At 68.1% G+C, this 19811-nt stretch carries 22 protein-coding genes; 8 read left to right on the top strand and 14 right to left on the bottom strand.

All coding sequences use genetic code 11. The features are described from left to right. Positions 1 to 23: 23 nt before the first annotated feature. On the top strand, positions 24 to 1478 hold the full coding sequence (locus ACQPYH_RS22240; protein ID WP_432874490.1) for a beta-N-acetylhexosaminidase: 1455 nt from the start codon (positions 24 to 26) through the stop codon (positions 1476 to 1478). Here ACQPYH_RS22240 and ACQPYH_RS22245 read toward each other — a convergent pair. Then, positions 1475 to 1750 (bottom strand): protealysin inhibitor emfourin, encoded by a 276-nt coding sequence (locus ACQPYH_RS22245; RefSeq protein WP_432874493.1) that lies wholly within the window; start codon positions 1748 to 1750, stop codon positions 1475 to 1477. The genes ACQPYH_RS22240 and ACQPYH_RS22245 overlap by 4 nt on opposite strands. Before the next feature lie 414 nt (positions 1751 to 2164). On the opposite strand from ACQPYH_RS22245, the gene ACQPYH_RS22250 reads away from it, so the two are divergent. Both ACQPYH_RS22250 and ACQPYH_RS22255 read left to right on the top strand, forming a co-directional pair. After that, positions 2165 to 2374 carry a cold-shock protein gene (locus tag ACQPYH_RS22250; protein ID WP_134115893.1) on the top strand — a complete coding sequence of 70 codons (210 nt, stop codon included), beginning with the start codon at positions 2165 to 2167 and terminating at the stop codon, positions 2372 to 2374. A gap of 71 nt (positions 2375 to 2445) precedes the next feature. Beyond that, positions 2446 to 2934: a DUF6328 family protein gene (locus tag ACQPYH_RS22255; protein ID WP_432874497.1), complete on the top strand. Its 489-nt coding sequence runs from the start codon at positions 2446 to 2448 to the stop codon at positions 2932 to 2934. On the opposite strand, the gene ACQPYH_RS22260 is transcribed toward ACQPYH_RS22255, so the two are convergent. The 9 genes from ACQPYH_RS22260 to whiA all read right to left on the bottom strand — a co-directional run bounded on the left by ACQPYH_RS22260 (position 2915) and on the right by whiA (position 10224). Next, positions 2915 to 3769, bottom strand: a complete 855-nt coding sequence (locus tag ACQPYH_RS22260; RefSeq protein WP_432874500.1) for an LLM class flavin-dependent oxidoreductase — start codon at positions 3767 to 3769, stop codon at positions 2915 to 2917. The genes ACQPYH_RS22255 and ACQPYH_RS22260 overlap by 20 nt on opposite strands. Positions 3770 to 3779: 10 nt before the next feature. Then, positions 3780 to 4751 (bottom strand): SMP-30/gluconolactonase/LRE family protein, encoded by a 972-nt coding sequence (locus ACQPYH_RS22265; protein ID WP_432874503.1) that lies wholly within the window; start codon positions 4749 to 4751, stop codon positions 3780 to 3782. A gap of 90 nt (positions 4752 to 4841) precedes the next feature. Continuing rightward, a complete protein-coding gene (locus ACQPYH_RS22270; RefSeq protein ID WP_202887965.1) occupies positions 4842 to 5150 on the bottom strand; it encodes an RNA polymerase-binding protein RbpA in 309 nt (102 codons plus the stop codon). Positions 5151 to 5214: 64 nt separating this feature from the next. Beyond that, positions 5215 to 5448 carry a preprotein translocase subunit SecG gene (secG, locus tag ACQPYH_RS22275; protein ID WP_130448352.1) on the bottom strand — a complete coding sequence of 78 codons (234 nt, stop codon included), beginning with the start codon at positions 5446 to 5448 and terminating at the stop codon, positions 5215 to 5217. After that, positions 5445 to 6263, bottom strand: a complete 819-nt coding sequence (gene tpiA / locus ACQPYH_RS22280) for a triose-phosphate isomerase (RefSeq protein ID WP_432874508.1) — start codon at positions 6261 to 6263, stop codon at positions 5445 to 5447. The genes secG and tpiA overlap by 4 nt, the downstream gene beginning before the upstream one ends. Positions 6264 to 6268: 5 nt before the next feature. Beyond that, positions 6269 to 7462: a phosphoglycerate kinase gene (locus ACQPYH_RS22285; protein WP_432874511.1), complete on the bottom strand. Its 1194-nt coding sequence runs from the start codon at positions 7460 to 7462 to the stop codon at positions 6269 to 6271. 95 nt (positions 7463 to 7557) lie between these two features. Beyond that, positions 7558 to 8565, bottom strand: a complete 1008-nt coding sequence (gene gap / locus ACQPYH_RS22290) for a type I glyceraldehyde-3-phosphate dehydrogenase (RefSeq protein WP_432874514.1) — start codon at positions 8563 to 8565, stop codon at positions 7558 to 7560. 203 nt (positions 8566 to 8768) lie between these two features. Beyond that, positions 8769 to 9149, bottom strand: coding sequence for a hypothetical protein (locus ACQPYH_RS22295; protein WP_432874517.1), 381 nt, complete (start codon positions 9147 to 9149; stop codon positions 8769 to 8771). 91 nt (positions 9150 to 9240) lie between these two features. Next, on the bottom strand, positions 9241 to 10224 hold the full coding sequence (whiA, locus tag ACQPYH_RS22300) for a DNA-binding protein WhiA (protein ID WP_137256843.1): 984 nt from the start codon (positions 10222 to 10224) through the stop codon (positions 9241 to 9243). Positions 10225 to 10362: 138 nt separating this feature from the next. Between whiA and ACQPYH_RS22305 the strand changes: the two genes are divergently transcribed. Continuing rightward, positions 10363 to 10869, top strand: coding sequence for a SigE family RNA polymerase sigma factor (locus ACQPYH_RS22305; protein ID WP_432874520.1), 507 nt, complete (start codon positions 10363 to 10365; stop codon positions 10867 to 10869). Continuing rightward, on the top strand, positions 10866 to 12311 hold the full coding sequence (locus ACQPYH_RS22310; RefSeq protein ID WP_432874523.1) for a hypothetical protein: 1446 nt from the start codon (positions 10866 to 10868) through the stop codon (positions 12309 to 12311). Before ACQPYH_RS22305 ends, ACQPYH_RS22310 begins: the two co-directional genes overlap by 4 nt. Positions 12312 to 12315: 4 nt before the next feature. Here ACQPYH_RS22310 and ACQPYH_RS22315 read toward each other — a convergent pair whose 3' ends face one another. From ACQPYH_RS22315 to uvrC, 3 genes are read right to left on the bottom strand one after another with little or no spacing between them, the layout of a single operon-like run. Next, positions 12316 to 13257 (bottom strand): gluconeogenesis factor YvcK family protein, encoded by a 942-nt coding sequence (locus ACQPYH_RS22315; RefSeq protein WP_432874526.1) that lies wholly within the window; start codon positions 13255 to 13257, stop codon positions 12316 to 12318. Next, complete coding sequence (gene rapZ / locus ACQPYH_RS22320; protein WP_130448361.1) at positions 13254 to 14120, bottom strand: RNase adapter RapZ; 867 nt, start codon at positions 14118 to 14120, stop codon at positions 13254 to 13256. The genes ACQPYH_RS22315 and rapZ overlap by 4 nt, the downstream gene beginning before the upstream one ends. Further along, positions 14120 to 16150, bottom strand: a complete 2031-nt coding sequence (gene uvrC, locus ACQPYH_RS22325; RefSeq protein ID WP_432874529.1) for an excinuclease ABC subunit UvrC — start codon at positions 16148 to 16150, stop codon at positions 14120 to 14122. The genes rapZ and uvrC overlap by 1 nt, the downstream gene beginning before the upstream one ends. A gap of 82 nt (positions 16151 to 16232) precedes the next feature. Here uvrC and ACQPYH_RS22330 point away from each other — a divergent pair, with 82 nt between their 5' ends. Further along, the gene (locus ACQPYH_RS22330) at positions 16233 to 16688 is read left to right on the top strand and encodes a DUF6194 family protein (RefSeq protein WP_432874532.1); all 456 of its coding nucleotides are present in this window, start codon (positions 16233 to 16235) and stop codon (positions 16686 to 16688) included. A gap of 149 nt (positions 16689 to 16837) precedes the next feature. Further along, positions 16838 to 18067, top strand: coding sequence for a S8 family peptidase (locus tag ACQPYH_RS22335; protein ID WP_432874535.1), 1230 nt, complete (start codon positions 16838 to 16840; stop codon positions 18065 to 18067). A gap of 44 nt (positions 18068 to 18111) precedes the next feature. Here the strand turns inward: ACQPYH_RS22335 and ACQPYH_RS22340 are convergent, their stop codons facing one another. Next, positions 18112 to 18690, bottom strand: a complete 579-nt coding sequence (locus ACQPYH_RS22340) for a Rieske (2Fe-2S) protein (RefSeq protein ID WP_432874537.1) — start codon at positions 18688 to 18690, stop codon at positions 18112 to 18114. A gap of 215 nt (positions 18691 to 18905) precedes the next feature. On the opposite strand from ACQPYH_RS22340, the gene ACQPYH_RS22345 reads away from it, so the two are divergent. After that, positions 18906 to 19802, top strand: coding sequence for a hypothetical protein (locus tag ACQPYH_RS22345; RefSeq protein ID WP_432874539.1), 897 nt, complete (start codon positions 18906 to 18908; stop codon positions 19800 to 19802). Positions 19803 to 19811: the final 9 nt, after the last annotated feature.

The following is a 19811-nucleotide window of genomic DNA, read 5'->3' on the forward strand; positions in this document are numbered from 1 at the left end:
GGGCGGCGCGAACACTTTCGGTCATGATCCCGCAGCCCACGGCGCAGCAGGTGCTGGCCGATGAGACGTTCTTGCTGGAGGCCGACGCCACGATCGGCCTCCACGATCCCTCCGCCCAGCTGATCGCTGACCGGTTCGCAGCTCAGCTCCGTCGCTCTACCGGATACGCCCTGCCGGTCCAGGAAGGCACCGGCACGATCACGCTGTCCACCAACGGCCCGGAGTCCTTGGGCGCAGAAGGCTACGAGCTCCGCGCGGACGCGTCCGGCGTCACCGTCACCGCAGCCACCGCCGAGGGCCTCTTCCGCGGCGTCACCACGCTCCGCCAGCTCCTGCCCGCCAAGGCCGCGGCCGACACCGCTCAGGACGGCCCGTGGGAGATCGCGGGTACGACGATCTCCGACTCCCCGCGGTACGAGTACCGCGGGGTCATGCTCGACGTCACGCGGCACTTCTTCACCGTCGACCAGGTGAAGAGGTTCATCGACCTGGTGTCGCAGTACAAGCTCAACCGGCTGCACCTGCACCTGTCCGACGACCAGGGCTGGCGCATCCAGGTGGACTCCTGGCCGCGACTCACGGAGTACGGCGGCAGCCTGCAGGTGGGCGGCGGCGCCGGCGGCTACTACACGAAGGCGGAGTACGCCGACCTCGTCCAGTACGCCGCGGAGCACTACATCACCGTCGTGCCGGAGATCGACACCCCAGGCCACACGAACGCGGCGCTGGCGTCGTACGCCGAGCTGAACAAGGGCGACCAGGCGCCGGACCTCTACACCGAGACCGAGGTCGGCTTCAGCTCGTTCGCCATCGACAAGGACGTGACGTACACGTTCCTCGACGACGTGTTCCGGGAGGTGGCCGAGCAGACGCCCGGTGACTTCCTGCACCTTGGCGGAGACGAAGCACACTCGACCGAGCACACCGACTACTTGACGTTCGTGGCGAAGGCGACCGAGCTGGTCGTGAAGAACGGCAAGCTGGTGATGGGGTGGCACGAGATCGCCGACGGGCCGCTGCCGGCCGGCGCTGTCGTGCAGTACTGGGGCACCGAGGACCCGAAGGCTCAGGTACTGGCGCAGAAGGCGGTCGAGCAGGGCGCGACGCTGGTGCTCTCCCCCGCCAACCGGGCGTACCTGGACATGAAGTACGACGCTGAGACGCCGCTCGGCCTCGACTGGGCGGGTCTGGTCAGCGTCGAGCAGTCCTACAGTTGGAACCCGGCAACGCTGGTCCCCGACGTACCGGCGAGCGCGATCATCGGCGTCGAGGCGCCGCTGTGGACGGAGACGCTGGACGACCTGGAGAAGGTCGAGTACATGGTGTTCCCGCGGCTGCCGGGCATCGCCGAGCTCGGCTGGTCGCAGGAGTCCGCGCTCGACTGGACGGCGTACCGCGACCGCCTGGCCGAGCAGGGTCCGCGCTGGGAGGTGCTCGGGGTCAACTTCTACCGGGCGCCGGAGATCGACTGGCGTTAACGGCTGAGGATCCGGTCGAGCAGCCAGGCCGTGGTGGCATCGACGTCCTGCTCGGCCACGGTGTGGTGCGTGGCGTCTTCGTCCTGCGCGTCGCGCACCTCCAGCCGGTACACGTACCGGTCGGGCTGTGGCCGGCCGGAGCCCAGGTCCTTCGCGCCGAGCGCCCGGACCGCGTCCTCGAGCTTGGTCGCGTCGGGCTGGTCGCTGGTGTCCAATTCGCCCTGCTTGGTCAGCCCGGCGAAACCTCCGCTGCGGGTCACTGTCACGATCACGCTTGCCTCCTCCTCGCAGTACCTGTTCATGCCCGCGCGACACGCCGGGACGAATGATCAGAAAAATGCGTCCGCTACCCGGCGTACCGGTCATTTGTCCTTCGTTGCCATCGTGCCGCACCCGTCCGCCGCCGCGAACCAGCAGGTAGGCGCAGGATTTCGGGCTCCGGAGCAGCCCTCGCGGGGCCGCATCGGGGCGACCACAGAGCGTAACGGGCCCTGACAATCAGCGACACGTGTTTGTGGTCACCCCTACCATCACGCCGCAGAACGGCTACAGTTATGGCGTTGCAGTTTTGGACTCCCTGACTTTGCTGTGCTGCATGGCCGGTCTGTCGTCTGGGGCCTTTCGGCGACGCGTGATCCATGAGGTGTGGTTCACGGATTGTTATAAGCCATCGAGGAGATAGACAAATGGCTGTCGGTACTGTCAAGTGGTTCAACGCTGACAAGGGCTTCGGCTTCATCACCCCGGATGACGGTGGCGCGGACGTGTTCGCGCACTACTCGGCCATCCAGATGTCGGGCTTCCGCTCGCTGGACGAGAACCAGCGGGTCGAGTTCGAGATCACCCAGGGCCAGAAGGGGCTGCAGGCGGAGAACATCCGCGCGATCGGAACCTGATCACCCTTTCGTGAACCAGTAGAAGGGCCGTACACCGTCAGGTGTGCGGCCCTTCCGCTGTAATAGGGACTGTGACTGAGAGCCCGCGGTACGGCCGGCCTGACGAAGACGCCGGAGAACGGCTCGACCGGCAATGGAACGAACTCCTCCAGGAACTCCGGCTGGCCCAGACCGGCACGCAGATCCTGTTCGCGTTCTTGCTCAGCATCGCGTTCCAGAACCGTTTCCAGGACGCGGACAGCTTCACCCACGACGTGTACGCCGTCACGTTGATCGCGTCCGCACTGGCCGTCGGCCTGTTCCTCGCGCCGGTGTCGTTCCACCGGATCATCTACCGGCAGAAGCTCCGCGACCGCATGCTCCCGATCGCCAACCGGATGGCCATCGCCGGCATGCTCTTCCTGCTCGTCGCCATCGCCGGCGGCGTCCTGCTCGCCGCGGACGTCGTACTCTCCCGCCCCGTCGCGATCATCGTCACCGCCGTCGTCCTGCTGCTGTTCGCCCTGTTCTGGTACGTCGTCCCCGCGTGGGTCCGGCGTACTAACGGAGACGAGGAATGAGCTCGGTCGCGATTTCTTCCAGGACGTCCTCGGAGCCGCCGTACACGCCCTCCGCGCGCGGCCAGTGGGTGATGAGGTCGGTGAAGCCGAGGGCGGCCGCGCGGCCGGCGATCTCCTCGAAGGCGGCCGGGCTCGAGACGGCGTACTGCGCGCTATCCATCGACAGGTAGCGGTCGAGGTGGCGGCCTTCGAGGAGGTCGTCCAGGCGGTGGCTGAGGTCGGTGAGGGACGCGAACCAGGTGTCGAGGCTCGTCTTGTCGCCGCCGGTCGTCATCCAGCCGTCGCCGTGGTTGGCAGCGAAGCGGACCGAGCGCGGGCCGTTGCCGGCCAGGATGAGCGGGAGCCGCGGTTGCTGGACGCAGCCGGGCAGCGTGCGGCCGTTGCGCGTCTCGTAGTACTCGCCCTTGAAGTCGACGCCGTCGGTTGTCAGCAGAGTGTCCAGGAGTTGCACGAACTCCTCGTACCGGTCCTGGCGCTGCCGCGGTGTGAGGTCCGGGCCGCCCTGGATGGTCGCGTCCAGGCTGCCGCCGGCGCCGATCCCGCACAGGAACCGGCCGCCGGAGACGTCGTCGATCGCGAGGATGTCGCGCGTCAACGCCAACGGGTGCCGGAAGTTCGGCGAGGTCACGAACGTGCCGAGCTTGATCGTCGAGGTGACCGTTGCGGCCGCCGTCAGGGTCGGCGTCGTCCCGAACCACGGTGAGTCCTGCAGACCGCTCCAGGTCAGGTGGTCGTAGGTCCACGCGTGATCGAAGCCGTACTCTTCCGCCTGCCGCCACCGCCGTGCGGCGTCCTGCCAGCGGTACTCCGGCAGGATCGCAATCCCGAAACGCATGAGGGTCAGACTAGGGCGTCGGGAAGGTGGCCAGAGAACTGGTGCCGATGCTGCCCAGCCAGACCTTCCCGTCGCGCTCGCGCACGCCGGTCGGCATGTGGAAGTCCGGGTGCTTCGCGCGCAGGTCGTGGACCAGCTCGCCGTTCTCGCCGTACGCCTGGATCTCGATGATGTCGGCGGCCTTCGGCTTCAGCGCGTCCGGGAGGGCCCAGACGATCTTGCGGAGGACCGGCGGCTTGGGCAGCAGGAAATCGAGTACGGCGTTGCGCGGCGAACCGACCGCGACCCAGATCAGCCCGTCCGACCCGCGCGCGATGTTGTCCGGCAACCCAGGGATCGACGCGATCTGCACCGGCTCAGCGCCCTCGGTCGTCAGGTCCAGCTTGTACAGCCCGTACGTCGCCGTCTCGGCCCAGAAGAGGGTACGGCGATCGCTGCTGAGCGCCACGCCGTTCGGGAAGCCGCGGCCGGTCGCCAAGCGGGTGACCTCGCCGTCCGGCGTACGGCGGTAGACGCTGCCGGTGGTGGAATGCTCGAGCAGGTCGGCCATCCACTCGTCGATACCGAACCGGGTCGACGAGTCGGTGAAGTAGATCGTGCCGTCCTCGGTGACGTCGGCGTTGTTGCAGAAACGCATCGGACGGCCGTCAATATCGGACAGCAGCGTCGCGATCCGGTTGTCCTTGTCGAGGGTCAGCAGGCCGCGGTTCGCGTCGCAGATCAGGACCTTGCCGTCGGGCAGCCACTCGAGGCCGAGCGGCCGGCCGCCGGTGTCGGCCAGCGTGCTGATGGTCTTGCCGTCCGCGCTCACGCGCAGGATGCGGCCGTCGTACAGGCCGGTCAGGACGCTGCCGTCGTCGTCGATCAGCGTGTCCTCGGGACCCGCGCCGGGCAACGCGACAACGTCCACGTCGACGTTCTTCGGTTGCCGCACCGGCGGAGCGGGCGGCGGGGTCCAGCGCAGCGGCGCGATCGACGTCATGCCGCAGACCCTAGCGCGCTGCGTCGATCCACTCACACAACGCCACAGCCCGGACCGACGTGGTCGATCCGGGCTGAACGCAGTACTTGCTTAGAAGATGACCTCGCCGCGGGCACGACGGGCGCGCAGCTTCTCGAGTGCTTCGTCGAGGATCTCCTGGGCCTCCTGCTCGGAGCGGCGCTCCTTCACATAGGCCAGGTGCGTCTTGTAGGGCTCGATCTTCGGCGGCGGGGGCGGGTTGTTCACATCGGTGCTGGTCGGAAGACCGCACCGCGGACAGTCCCACTCCTCCGGGATCGAGGCCTCGACCGCGAACCAGGTCGCGGTCTCATGCCCGTTCGCACAGAAGAACACGATGCGCTGCCGGGGCGCGGTGTCGCCGCGCTCTGCCTCGCCCATCGGCCCGGCACCGACCCGGCTGCCACGAATCGCACTGCCACCACCAGCCACGGGAACCGACCCCTCAGCCGAGCTTGTAGAGCAGGCCGACCGCGACGATGCTGGCGAACCAGATCAGACCGACACCGATCGTGATCCGGTCCAGGTTGCGCTCCGCGACCGACGAGCCGCCCAGGCTGGACGACACACCGCCACCGAACAGGTCCGAGAGGCCGCCACCGCGGCCTTTGTGCAGCAGTACGAGCAGCGTGAGGAACAGGCTGCAGACGATCACGACGATCGAGAAAGCGAGAATCACGAGGAGTAGCCTAACTGAAGGTCCAGGTAACGGCAGATGCCGGCGAACTCGTCCGCCTGAAGGCTCGCACCTCCGACCAGGCAGCCGTCGACATCCGGTTGGGCCATGATGCCACTTGCACTGGCCATCTTCACCGATCCACCGTAAAGAATCCGTACCGAGTCGGCGACCGAGGGTGAGATCGACTCCTCGATCCGGCCCCGGATCGCGGCGATGACCTCCTGCGCGTCCTCGGGGGTCGCGACCTCGCCGGTGCCGATCGCCCAGACCGGCTCGTAGGCGATGACGAGCTTGCGGACGTCGTCCTGCTTGAGCCCGGCGAGCGCCGCGTCGATCTGGCCCACGCAGTGGTCGACGTGGCCGTTGGCCTGGCGGATCTCCAGGCCCTCGCCGACGCACACGATCGGGATCAGCCCGGCCTCGAGCGCCTTCGCGGTCTTGGCGTTGACCAGCTCGTCGGTCTCGTGGTGGTACTGCCGGCGCTCGGAGTGGCCGGTCAGCACGTACGTGCAGCCGAGCTTGGTGAGCATCGCCGCCGAGATCTCGCCGGTGTACGCGCCGGCGTCGTGCGTGGACACGTCCTGCGCGCCGTACTTGATCTTCATCCGGTCACCGTCGACCAGCGTCTGCACGCTGCGGATGTCGGTGAACGGCGGCAGCACGGCCACCTCGACCCGCTCGAAGTCGTGCTTCTTGTCCTGCAGCGTCCACGACAGCTTCTGCAGCAGGTGCACGGCCTCGACGTGGTTGAGGTTCATCTTCCAGTTGCCCGCCATCAATGGCGTACGGGCAGCTGTGGATTCAGGGGCAGCCATGGTGCTCAGTCCTCTTCCAGTACGGCGAGACCCGGGAGCTCCTTGCCCTCCAGGTATTCGAGCGATGCTCCACCGCCGGTGGAGATGTGCCCGAACGCATCGTCGGCGAAGCCTAGCTGCCGGACGGCGGCCGCGGAGTCACCGCCGCCGACGACACTCAGGCCGCCCACCTCGGTCAACGCCTGCGCGACGGCCTTGGTTCCGCCGGCGAACGCCGCCATCTCGAACACACCCATCGGGCCGTTCCAGAACACGGTCTTCGCGCCGGCGACCTCGGCCGCGAACGCCTTGCCGGAGTCCGGACCGATGTCCAGGCCGAGCTGGTCGGCCGGGATCGCGTCGGCCGCGACCACGGTGGCCGGCGAGTCGCCCTTGAACTCGGGCGCGACCACGATGTCGGTCGGCAGCACGATCTTGTCGCCGGCGTCCTTCAGGTAACCGCGGACGATGTCCAGCTGGTCTTCCTCGAGCAGGCTCTTGCCGACCTCGTGGCCCTGCGCCTTCAGGAACGTGAAGACCATGCCGCCGCCGATCAGCAGCTTGTCGGCCTTGGCCAGCAGGTTGTCGATCACCGCGAGCTTGTCCGACACCTTCGCGCCGCCGAGCACGACGACGTACGGACGGGCCGGCTCCTCGGTCAGCTTCTTCAGCACCTCGACCTCGGCAAGCACCAGGCCGCCGGCCGCGTGCGGCAGCTTGCGGGCCACGTCGTACACGCTGGCCTGCTTGCGGTGCACGACACCGAAGCCGTCGCTGACGAAGACGTCGGCCAGGGCGGCCAGCTCGTCGGCCAGCGCGCCGCGCTCGGCCTCGTCCTTGCTCTCCTCGCGCGGGTCGTACCGCACGTTCTCGAGCAGCAGGACCTCGCCCTCGTCCAGCTCCTGGACCGCCTCCTGCGCGCTCTCGCCGGTGACGTCGGTCGCGAAGTGCACGGTGATGCCCTCGGGCTGCAGCAGCTCGCCGAGCCGCTCGGCCACCGGGGCCAGCGTGTACGCCGGGTTCGGCTCGCCCTTCGGACGGCCGAGGTGCGCGGTGACGATCACCTTCGCGCCGGCCTTGGCGAGCTTGATCAGGGTCGGCAGCGAGGCGCGGATGCGGCCGTCGTCGCCGATCACCTCGTCCTTGATCGGCACGTTCAGGTCGGACCGGACCAGCACCCGCTGGCCCGCCAGGTCGCCGAGATCTTCGATGGTCTTCACAGTTCAGCTTTCTCGGGTGAACGAGCTTGCGTCCGAAGAAGCACCAGGCTCTCCGGACGCAAGCGGGGGAACATCAGAGTTGTGTCAGAGCTGTCTCAGAGCGAGGCGCCGACGTGCTTGACCAGGTCGACGAGGCGGTTGGAGTAGCCCCACTCGTTGTCGTACCAGCCGACGACCTTGACCTGGTTGCCGATCACCTTGGTCAGGCCCGAGTCGAAGATGCAGGACGCCGGGTCGGTGACGATGTCGGTGGAGACGATCTCGTCCTCGGTGTAGGTCAGGTAGCCCTTCAGCGAGCCCTCGGCCGCGGCGGCCTTGTAGGCCTCCTTGACCTCGTCGACGGTGACCTCACGGCCGACGGTGACGGTCAGGTCGGTGGCCGAGCCGGTCGGCACCGGGACGCGCAGCGCGTAGCCGTCCAGCTTGCCCTTGAGCTCCGGCAGCACCAGGCCGATCGCCTTCGCGGCGCCGGTCGAGGTCGGCACGATGTTCAGCGCGGCGGCGCGGGCGCGACGCAGGTCCTTGTGCGGGCCGTCCTGCAGGTTCTGGTCCTGGGTGTACGCGTGGATCGTGGTCATCAGACCCTTCTCGATCGTGAACGCGTCGTTGAGGACCTTGGCCAGCGGGGCGATGCAGTTCGTGGTGCAGGACGCGTTCGAGATCACGGTGTGCTTCTCGGCGTCGTACAGCTGGTGGTTCACGCCCATGACCACGGTCAGGTCCTCGTTCTTCGCCGGGGCGGAGATGATGACCTTCTTGGCGCCGTTGTCGGCGTGGGTCTTGGCCTTGGTGGCGTCGGTGAAGAAGCCGGTCGACTCGATCACCACGTCGGCGCCGACGTCGGACCACTTCAGGTTGGCCGGGTCGCGCTCGGCGAACGCCTTGAAGCTCTTGCCGCTGACGGTGATGTCGTCGTCGGTCGCGGAGACCTCGCCCGGGAAGCGGCCCAGGATCGAGTCGTACTTCAGCAGGTGAGCGAGAGTCTGGTTGTCGGTCAAGTCGTTGACGGCGACGACCTCGATGTCGGCACCGGACGCCTGCACGGCGCGGAAGAAGTTACGGCCGATCCGGCCGAAGCCGTTGATACCTACGCGTACGGTCACGGGACTACGTCTCCTCAGATCTGGCGTTCGAGCACTGCCCTACAGCCCGAACATTAGCCCAACAGCCCACCTGGCCAACTGGTAGCGTCCACATCAGACCACCACGACCCGCGAGTAGCCGTCCGAGCAGACCACCCCGACGTGCAACTGCCCCGGAAACCTTCCGGGGCAGTCGATTGAATACCAGTTGACCAGCTGGTGCGTCAGCCGAGGCCGAGCGCAGGCTTCGCGGCGCGCGCTCCCGCAGTGCTTTCCTTGGCTCCGTCGGCGGCCTGGTCGGGCTTGTTCACGCCGCCCAGCGGTGCTTGGCCGCTGTTCAGCAGGTCACGCGCGAACGCGACGTCGCCGGCCTGACCTACCCGCAGCGCACCGGCGACCTTGTCCATGCCGGTCTGCGGCCCTGTCTGCACCTCGTTGTCCGGCCAGGCCGCGCCGCCCGCTCCCGGATCGGCGACCATGTTGTTCTGGTTCTGCTGCTCGGCGGCCTTCCGCGTGGCCTCGGCCTGCATGCGCTCGACCTCGCGCTTGATGGCCTCTTGGGTGATCCTGTCCAGCGCCGCGGCTTCTTCTTCAGTGGTGCCCATCTGTCCTCATCTGTTCATTGGATGGAAACCCCGTAGGGCAATCCAAGCAACGCGATCAGGGCGACGCGGGTGGCAGTTGATAACGATCTGGTCAGGCCGGGTCGAGCATTTCCGGGGTCAGGTTGGCCTCGGTGTTGGGGACGCCGAGGTCGGCGGCGCGCTTGTCGGCCATGGCGAGCAGGCGGCGGATGCGGCCGGCTACGGCGTCCTTGGTGAGGGCCGGCTCGTGGAGTTGGCCGAGCTCTTCGAGGCTGGCCTGCTTGTGCTCCAGGCGCAGCTTGCCCGCGACCTGCAGGTGATCGGGTACGTCGTCGCCGAGGATCTCCAGCGCCCGCTCGACGCGCGCACCGGCCGCCACCGCAGCGCGGGCGGAGCGGCGCAGGTTCGCGTCGTCGAAGTTCGCCAGCCGGTTCGCCGTCGCGCGGACCTCGCGCCGCATCCGGCGCTCTTCCCACGCCAGCACGGACTCGTGCGCACCCAGCCGGGTGAGCAGCGCGCCGATGGCGTCACCGTCGCGGATCACGACGCGGTCGACGTTCCGCACCTCGCGAGCCTTCGAACCGATGCCGAGCCGCCGGGCCGCACCGACCAACGCCAGCGCCGCTTCCGGACCGGGACAAGTCACCTCGAGCGAGGACGACCGGCCGGGCTCGGTCAGCGAGCCGTGCGCGAGGAACGCACCCCGCCAAGCCGCAACGGCATCACACGAAGCACCGGACACGACCGCCGGCGGAAGGCCGCGAACCGGCCGGCCGCGGTTGTCCACCAGCCCGGTCTGCCGCGCCAACGCGTCACCGTCGCGGACCACCCGGACGACGTACTTCGTCTGCTTGCGGATGCCGGACGGGGAAATGACCACCACGTCCGACGGGTGCCCGAAGATCTCCGCGATGTCCTTGCGCAGCCGCCGGGCCGCGGCGCCGCTGTCGAGCTCGGCCTCCACGACGATCCGTCCGGACACCAGGTGCAGCCCGCCCGCGAACCGCAGGATCGACGACACCTCGGCCTTGCGGCAACACGGTTTCGTCACCTGAATACTGGTCAGCTCGGACTTCACCTGTGCTGTCATCGCCATGAAGGCCATCCTCCCACCCATGTCAAAGACCCTTGGACCACCAACGGCCCCGAGCGCCCGCGGTTACGGGCATCCGGGGCGCTGCAACCTTCGGGCGGGTTGATCGCGTTACCCCGCTGACATTGTGAGAGGAGGCGCATGAAGGCATCGGATGAAGCCGAGTTCACCGAGTTCGCCGCCGCCATGATCCGGCGGCTGCGGCGTACGGCGTACCTGATGTGCGGCGACTGGCATCGCGCCGAGGATGCCGCGCAGGACGCGTTGGTCAAGGTCTACCGCCGTTGGAACCGGATCGACCGCACCCATGGCCTCAACAGCTACGCCCACCAGTGCTTGGTCACGTCGGTCTTCGACCAGTCCCGCAAGCCGTGGCGGCGCGAGCGGCTCGTCGACGCCGACGACCATGCCGGCGTACTCGCGGACCCGGCCGGCTCGGTCGACGACCGGATGTTCGTCGTCGAGGCCCTGGCCGTGCTGCCGCCCAGCCAACGCGCGTGCGTCGTACTGCGCCACTACGGCGATCTCAGCCTCGAACAGACCGCCGCCGTCCTGGGTATCGGCGTCGGCGGCGTGAAGAGCCAGACCTCCCGAGCCCTCACCCGCCTCCGCGAGCTTCTCGACCAGACCGAAAGGAGCGCCCCGTGAACAACGACATCGAACACATGCTGGCGACCGCCGCCGACGACACCGACCGGCCGCTGAACACCGACGTCGACGACCTGCTGATCCGGGCCCGGCGCTCGGTCCGGCGTACCAGGATCGCGACGGTCTCCACCGCGGTCCTCACCACAGCCGCGATCGTCGGCGGCGTCGCCACCTGGTCCGCGACCCGTCCGGAGAGTCAGGAGCCGGCCGGTACGCCGACCGGTCAGACCATCACGATCGACGTCGCGACCGGGCGCATCATCGACAACGAGACAGGCAAGACGGTCGTACCGGCACCGCCGGCGAGCCCGTTGTCGGATGCGGAGGTACTGCGGCGCTGCATCCGGTACGACAACGGCTACCAGCACTTCCAGCACGCGCACCCGGGCAAGACCCTCGACAACGCCGGACCGGTCGACGCGCGGTGGAAGGTCGTCGTGAAGAGCGGCGATCAGTCCGTGCTGAACGCTCTGCTCCTCTCGCCGGACAAGTCGGTCGTTTCGAGCTGCACGATGAGCAGTCCGACGAAGCCGGACAGCTTCGCACGCACGAGTGCGGCGAACTTCACGACGCGGACTCAGTACCGAAACCCACAGACCGTGCAGGACGGACTCCGGGTACCGGTATCCGGCGTCACCCGAGTGCTGGTGGACATCGCCGGGGAAAGCAGTCCTCGTGAGGCTTTGGTCGGCACCGACGGCTACACCTCCCTCGGCCATCCCAGCAAGGACGCCAAGCTGATCACGCTGAACCGCATCCGGGGCTACGACTCGAGCGGCAAGAAGGTGTACGACGAGACGCCCAAACCATTCGCGGCCCCACCGCGGACGGTCGATCCGTCGGTGACCGTCAAGACCGCGAAGCCGGTCACGCCAGTGGTCGTACTCACGAAGGATCCGGAGACCGGGAAGCCGCTCGCTCCCCCGCCGCCGGTCAGTCCGCTGACCGATGAGCAAGTCACCACTCGGTGCGAAGGTGTCGACGAGATCTACTTCAAGGATCTCGACAAGGGCGGCGTGAACACCGACGACGCAGTGATCAAGGCCGCCGGACCCGTCTCGCGGGCGTGGCAGGTGGCGCTGAAGACAGGCACCGGGGACAAGCTGACGGCCTTGCTGATCTCGCCGGACCAGCGCGTGTACGCGTGGTGTCACATGCTGACGCCGACGGCCAAGGGTGCGTACGACTACACCCGCGGCGCGGTGCAGGCCAACGGGAAGTTCGCGCACTCGTTCGACTTCGCGATGGTGCCCGAAGGGGTAGCGCAGATCGTCGTCGACCTGCCGAACGGCCCGGCCCGGGCGCTGCTGTCGAACGGCTACTTCATCTGGGGCCTCACCGGCGGCAACTCCGGTCTCAAGAACGTCCGGGTTCGCGGGTTCGATGCCCAGGGCAAGCAGATCTACAGCCAGAAGCTGCAGCTGGACGTCGACTTCGACTGACGCGTCAGCTGAAGATCTCGCGGTAGACCTTCGCCAGTTTGTCCGGGGCGTGGTGCAGATCCCGCTCGTCGTCGGCGATATCGGCGATCACCAGCTCGGCCCCGAGGGATTCCGCAGTACGGCGGAGTGACTCGGGGTCGGGCACGTGGCCGGTGTCGGCGAGGACGACGTCGATGCGCAGGTCCGGCGCGTGAGCGGCCAGCACCTCGAGGTGGGTCTCGGGTGAGAAGCCGTCGGTCTCGCCCTTCTGCTCCCCCAGGTTGAGCGTCAGGAGCCGGCGGGCGCTGGTCAGCTCGAGACCGCGGCACAGCTCGGGGACCAGCAGATTCGGGATGACCGACGTGAACCACGAGCCCGGGCCGACCACGACCCAGTCGGCCTCGGCGATGGCGACGAGCGCCTCCGGGCACGCGGGCGGGTCGGCCGGATCGAGCGCGACGTCAACCACATGTCCCTCAGTGGTCGCCACCTCGGCCTGACCACGGATCTCGGTGATCGCCTCGGGATGCGCCGGATCGAGCCCGAGCACCCGCGCCGTGATGTCCAGCGGTACGGCGGACATCGGCAGCACCCGGCCTTGTGCACCGAGCAATCGAGCCACCCAGTCGAGTCCGTCGACCGCCTCGCCGAGCAGCTCCCACAACGCGACGATCAGCAGGTTGCCAACCGCGTGGTCGTGCAGCTCACCGTTGCTGCGGAAGCGATGCTGCAGTACGTCGGCCCACGTGCGGCCCCACTCGTCGTCGCGGCACAGCGCAGCGAGCGCCATCCGCAGATCACCCGGAGGCAGTACGCCGAGCTCCTGGCGCAGCCGCCCGGACGAGCCGCCGTTGTCCGCGACCGTGACGACCGCGGTCAGCTGATCGGTGACGTGCCGAAGTGCGGAGAGAGAGGCGGCCAAACCGTGTCCCCCACCCAAAGCGACAACCTTAGGAGATCGCGTCACTCACGCCCCAGATCCCGGTGTACGACCAAGGTCGGTGACCCCTTCTCGCGCAGCCTTCGGGCGATCTCCTCGGCCATCGCGACGCTGCGGTGCTTTCCCCCGGTGCAGCCGATCGCGACGGTGACGAAGCGCTTGCCCTCGTTCAGGTAGCCGCTCCGCAGGGTGTCCAGCACGTCCACGTAGTTCTGCAGGAACTGCTGGGCCAGCGGATGGCCGAGCACGAAGTCTGACACAGGCTTGTCCTGCCCGGTCATCGGGCGCAGGTCCGGCTGCCAGTACGGGTTCGGGATGAAGCGCATGTCCGCGACCACGTCGGCGTCGACCGGGATGCCGTACTTGAACCCGAACGACACCACGGTCGCGCGCAGCTCGGCGTTCTCCTCGTCGCCGAACGCGTTCACGATCTTCGCGGCCAGCTGGTGGATGTTCAGGCTCGAGGTGTCGATGACCAGATCCGCCCCGGCCCGGATGTCGCCGAGCAGCTCGCGCTCGCGCTGGATGCCGTCGAGCAACCGGCCCTCGCCCTGCAGCGGGTGCGGCCGGCGGACACTCTCCTGCCGGCGCACGATCACATCGTCGGAGGCCTCCAGGAACAGCGTCAGCGGGCGATAGCCCTTCAGCCGCAGGTCGTGGATGGCCGAGCTCAGCTCCTCGAAGAACAGGCCGGTCCGGACGTCGACCACGACCGCGAGCCGCGGCGCCGCGCCGGTGCCGATGACCTGCTCGACGAGCGTGGTGAGGAACATCGGCGGCAGGTTGTCCACGACGAACCAGCCGAGGTCTTCCAGTACGTCGGCGACGGAGCTTCGTCCCGCGCCGGACATGCCGGACACGATGATGAGGTTGCCGCCCGTGTCGTCCATCAGTTCTCAGTTCTCCCTGGGTCCCCGTCAGGCGCCCCGGCCGGCGCCGGGACGTCGTCGCCCAGTATCTCGCCCGTGGCCGTGTTGACCGACGGTGCCCGGCCGGTTTCCGCCTTCGTTGCGGCAGCGTTAACCGCCAGTACGACGGACTCGGCCAGCCGGGGCCCGAATCCGGGCAGCCCGGCGACCTCGTCGATCGTCGCCCCGCGCAACTTCTTCAGCGACCCGAAGTGCCGGAGCAAGGTCTTCCGCCGCACCTCCCCCAGCCCCGGGACCTCGTCGAGGGTGCTCTCGACCATCGACTTCGATCGCCGGCTGCGGTGGTGTGTGATCGCGAACCGGTGCGCCTCGTCCCGCAGTCGCTGCAGGAGGTACAGGCCTTCCGACGTACGGGAGAAGATGACCGGATCCTCCTCGTCGGGCAGCCAGACCTCCTCCAGCCGCTTGGCCAGACCGCAGACCGGAATGTCGCCGAGCCCCAATTCGTCCATCGCCTGGCGGGCCGCGGCGACCTGCGGCGGACCACCGTCGACCACGACCAGGCTCGGCGCGTACGAGAACTTCTTCGCCCGGCCCGTCTCCGGGTCGATCAGCGCCGCCGACGGGTCGTCGTCCTGGCTCATCGCGGCCCGGTCGTCGAGCAGCCGCTTGAACCGGCGGGTGAGGACCTCGGCGATCGAGGCGACGTCGTTCTGGCCGTCGACGCCCTTGATCACGAACCGCCGGTACTCGCTCTTGCGGGGCAGGCCATCCTCGAAGACGACCATCGAGGCGACCACCTCGGTGCCTTGCAGGTTCGAGACGTCGTAGCACTCCAGCCGCAGCGGCGCCTCCGGCAGGTCGAGCCCGGCCTGGATCTCCTCGAGCGCCTGGTTGCGGGTGGTCAGATCGCTGGCCCGCTTGGTCTTGTGCATGGTCAGCGTCTGCAGCGCGTTCCGCTCGACGGTCTCCATCAGCGCCTTCTTGTCGCCGCGCTGCGGGACCCGGATCGACACTCGCGCGCCGCGGATCCCCTCCAGCCACTCGGTCAGCGCCTCGGCGTCCTCCGGCATCATCGGGACGAGGATCTCGCGCGGGATCGCGTCGACCGACTCGTCGGCGTACATCTGCTGGATGAAGCGCGAGACGAGATCGCCGGTGGTCGCCGTGCCGTCAGCTTTGTCGGCGATCCAGCCGCGCTCACCGCGGATCCGGCCGCCGCGGACGTAGAAGATCTGCACGGCGACTTCGAGCGGGTCCTCGCTCAACGCGATCACGTCGGTATCGGTGCCGTCGCCGAGGACGACGGCGTTCTTGGCCAGTGCCTTCTCCAGCGCGGCCAGATCGTCGCGGATCTTCGCAGCCCGCTCGTACTCCAGCTCGGCCGCCGCGGCCTTCATCTCCTTCTCCAGCCGGCGCACGTACGTCGCGGTCTGGCCGGAGAGGAATGCAGCGAAGTCGTCGACGATCTGGCGGTGCTCCTCCTGCGTCACCTGGCCAGTGCAGGGCGCCGCGCATTTGCCGATGTACCCCAGAAGGCAGGGCCGGCCGATCTGGCGGTGCCGGTTGAAGACGCCCTTGCTGCACGAGCGCATCGGAAAGACCCGGAGCAGCAGGTCGACGGTCTCGCGGATCGCCCAGGCATGGCTGTACGGACCGAAGTACTTCACGCCCTTCTTCTTCTGGCCGCGGCCTACCATCACCCGCGGGTAGTCCTCGTTGAGGGTGATGGCGAGCCACGGGTACGACTTGTCGTCGCGGTACTTCACGTTGAAGCGCGGGTCGTACTCCTTGATCCAGGAGTACTCCAGCTGCAGCGACTCGACCTCGCTGGCGACCACGGTCCACTCGACCTTCGAGGCCGTCGTCACCATCGCCTGTGTCCGCGGGTGCAGGTTCACCAGATCCTGGAAGTACGACGACAACCGGGCCCTCAGGTTCTTCGCCTTGCCGACGTAGATGACCCGCCCGGCGGAGTCGCTGAAACGGTAGACGCCGGGTGAGTCGGGAATCGAACCCGGAGCGGGACGGTACGAGGACGGATCAGCCACCCAACCACCCTAGTTCGGGTCGCCGACAAATCCGGAATTCCGGCAAAGTCTTCATTCCTACTTCAATGACAGACTTGAAGGTATGACGATCGACGAACTGGATCGGATGATCCGCGCGTACGACGGTGTCCGGGTGCTCGAGGCCCAGGACGACCTGTTCTACCTCTACGACCCGGCCGCCGACCTCCCGCCGGAGCGACAGCAGCCGTTCGCCACCATTGTCACCGGCGACCACTACGAGAAGGTGTCCCGGCTCGACGAGCCCGGTGCGTGGCGGCTGAACATCGGGCTGACCAAGGCGACGTACACCTTGCTCTTCGGACCGGTGCCGACCGAGCGGGACGCCGACTGGGTGCTCGACTCAGCGCATGACTACACGGCACGGAACACGCTCATGCCGCACCCGTTCTATGCGTCCCAGTACTGGGTGGCGATCGTCAACCCGGTAGAGCTCGAGCCGCTCAGCTCGCTGCTCGACGAGGCGCACGAGTTCGCGGCTCGTAAGTACGCCAACCATCAGTCCCGCCAAACGCAGTGAACTTTGCAGTCGTGTTGCGGCTTGCCCCATAAGCCCGGTTTGACCCCCGGTTGGGATGAGCGACGTCTCTAGCGTGTGACCCAGGGTAGATGTGCAGGACCTTTGCGTGAGGCAACAAGGCCTTGCGCTGACTCGAGGGAGTTCCGCCCATGTCCCCATCCCTGAGCAGGCCGCGCGCTGTACTCGGCGCACTAGCGGCTTCAGCGCTCGCGGTCACCGGCATCGTCGCGTCGGCAGCCGGCAGCAATGCGGCACAGCCAACCCCGGCCGGTACTGCGTCCATCCGCGGCGCCGGCAGTTCGAACGCGATCCCCGGCAGCTACATCGTCGTACTCAACGGCCAGCGGTCGCAGGCGCAGACCCGGGTCACCACCCAGAGCCTGGCGGCGAGCTACGACGTCAAGGTCAAGGACCAGTACGACGCCTCGATCAAGGGCTTCTCGGCGAGTATGAATGAGGACCAGGCGAAGAAGCTCGCGGGTGACTCGCGGGTCGCGTTCGTGCAGCAGAACCAGAAGATCACCGTCAGCCAGGACGACCCGCCGTGGGGCCTGGACCGGGCCGACCAGCGCGATCTGCCGCTGGACAAGAAGTACGAGGCCTCGACCACCGCCGACAACGTGAACGTCTACGTGATCGACACCGGTATCTATGCCAAGCACAAGGACTTCGGCGACCGTGCGTCGGTCGGCACCGACACCGTCGGCGACGGCCAGAACGGCGTCGACTGCATGGGCCACGGCAGCCACGTGGCCGGCACCATCGCGGGGACGACGTACGGCCTGGCCAAGGGTGCGAAGGTGATCGCGGTCCGGGTTCTCGACTGCAAGGGCTCCGGCTCGACCGAGTCCGTCGTGGCCGGGATCGACTGGGTGACCAAGAACGCGAAGAAGCCGGCGGTGGCGAACATGAGCCTGGGCGGCGGCGCGGACGACGCGCTGGACGCGGCGGTCAAGGCTTCGGTCGGCGCCGGTGTCACGTATGCCGTTGCTGCTGGCAACGATAGCCAGGACGCCTGCCTGAGCTCGCCGGCCCGGGAGCCCTCGGCGATCACGGTCGGCGCGACCGACGACCAGGACCAGCGGGCGTCGTTCTCGAACTTCGGCAAGTGCGTGGACCTGTTCGCGCCTGGCGTCGACATCACCTCGGTCGGCATCACCGACCCGGACGCGACCGCGAAGATGAGCGGTACGTCGATGGCGACGCCGCACGTCGCCGGCGGCATCGCGCTCTACCTGGCCGACCACCCGGACGCCACCCCGGCCGACGTCGCGAAGGCGCTGGTCGGCAACTCGACGCCGGACAAGGTCGGCGACCCGGGCGACGCTTCGCCGAACAAGCTGCTGTACGTCGGGAAGGCCGATCCGGCCCAGTCCTGATCTAACGCAAAGGGCCCGGCCGGTAGGCCGGGCCCTTTCGCACGTCAGGCGGACTGAACGATGTTGCTGCCCTGGACGGCGACGTTCACCGCGGGCAGCGGCGACTGCGCCGGCCCGCTGGCCACGCTGCCGTCGGTGATCTTGAAGTGGCTGTTGTGGAACGGGCAGACGATCTGTCCGTCCTCGACCGAGCCGACGATGTTGCCCTGGTGCGTGCAGACCGCCGAGAAGCCCTTGTACTGACCAGCGGTCGGCTGGGTCACCACGACCTTGGCCTCGGTGAACACCTTCCCACCGCCGACCGGTACGTCGGACACCGGGCCGAGGACCGTCCCGGTGTTGGCCGGAGCGCTCGACGACGGGGCACTCGACGATGCGCTGGCGCTGGGAGTGCTCGCGGTGGGCGCGGAGCTGGAGCCGGTGGCCGACGGCGTCGAGGCGCCGCCGCCGGACGCGTCGTCGCTGCTTCCGCAGGCGGCGAGGATCGGGGCGCTGGCACCCACCAGCGCAGCCACCGCCGCGCAGCGGAGCACCGTCCTCCGGTCGCGCGTACCGTCCGCCGCTGCGCCGGGCGCGGCCTCGGTCTGCTGCGGGGTGGCCGGTGCCATCGTGTCATCGCTCATGAATCTGGACCTCCAGGAGCCTGCTGGTCGAAGTAGTTGAACGCTATATACCGAGTCAAACGACCGGATGACCCGAACGGTTCAACGACTCCAGGATTGAACTGCAGTTTGAAGGTTTGCTGTGAATCGGCTGCGAATCTGATGGGCGCCACCACCCGCCGGGGCACGCGTCGACCGGGTGCCTGACAGACTTTGGGCGTGGGGAAGGCCAAGGGATGACAGGAACGACGAACGACTCGACCGTGCTGAGGGCGATCGCGGACCTCGCGCCGATGTGGATGCCGGGCTGCGTCGTCGACACCGCCGAGCGCACGGTCGAGGTCGGCTGGGGCCGCGGCGCCCTGCAGATGTCCGCGGTCGTCGGGCTGGGCGAGATCATCGATCGGTGCAATCAGGTCCCACAGCAGCGCTGGGCCGAGCAGATCGAGGCCTGGCTCCGCGCCGTCGTCGCCGAGGGTGAGCTCGCGACCGAGGAGCACCGGTTCGGGGATGTCGCTGAGCGGCAGCGGGCGCTGCTCGTTCAACGCGGGTGGTCGGCCCGGACGGCCGGACCGGTGGCCGACGCGCTGATCCCGTTCGGGGACCATTTCGAGGTCGTGGTGTTCATCCGCACCGGCAAGGAGCTGCGGCGGCTGACCGTCGTACGGCGATCGATGCTCGGGCTCGGCGATCCGGCCGTGCCGTCGCCGGTACAGCTCACGCTGGAGCAGATCTCCGACCTGCGGCCGGTCGAGCACGACGGGTTCTCGGTGCTCAGCCGGGACGATGACCCGCTCGTGTCGATGGCGGTGGTCGATCGCGAGAATCTGCTACCGCAGGCGTCTCTCGGCCTGGGCGTACTGCTCGGCGTACCGCGGTTGAGCACGGTCGCTTTCTGCGCCGCGGATGCCGGGCAAGAAGCCGCGAACGAGCTGGCGAGGTTCGTCGCGGACACCTATCGCAACGCGCCTGACCAGTGCAGTCCGGACGTGTTCTGGCTGCAGGGCGACCGGATGGTCCAGGTGCCGGTCACGTTGGCCGAGCCGCCGACAGTCATGCTGCCGGCGGCGCTACTGCCGTCGCCGCGCCGTACCTGGGTCCGCCACCTCGTCCAGCAGCTGTTCCGCCGCTGACGAGGTGCT

Origin of the sequence: Kribbella sp. CA-245084 (assembly GCF_050942355.1) — a bacterium.
In the GTDB taxonomy this organism is placed as follows: domain Bacteria; phylum Actinomycetota; class Actinomycetes; order Propionibacteriales; family Kribbellaceae; genus Kribbella.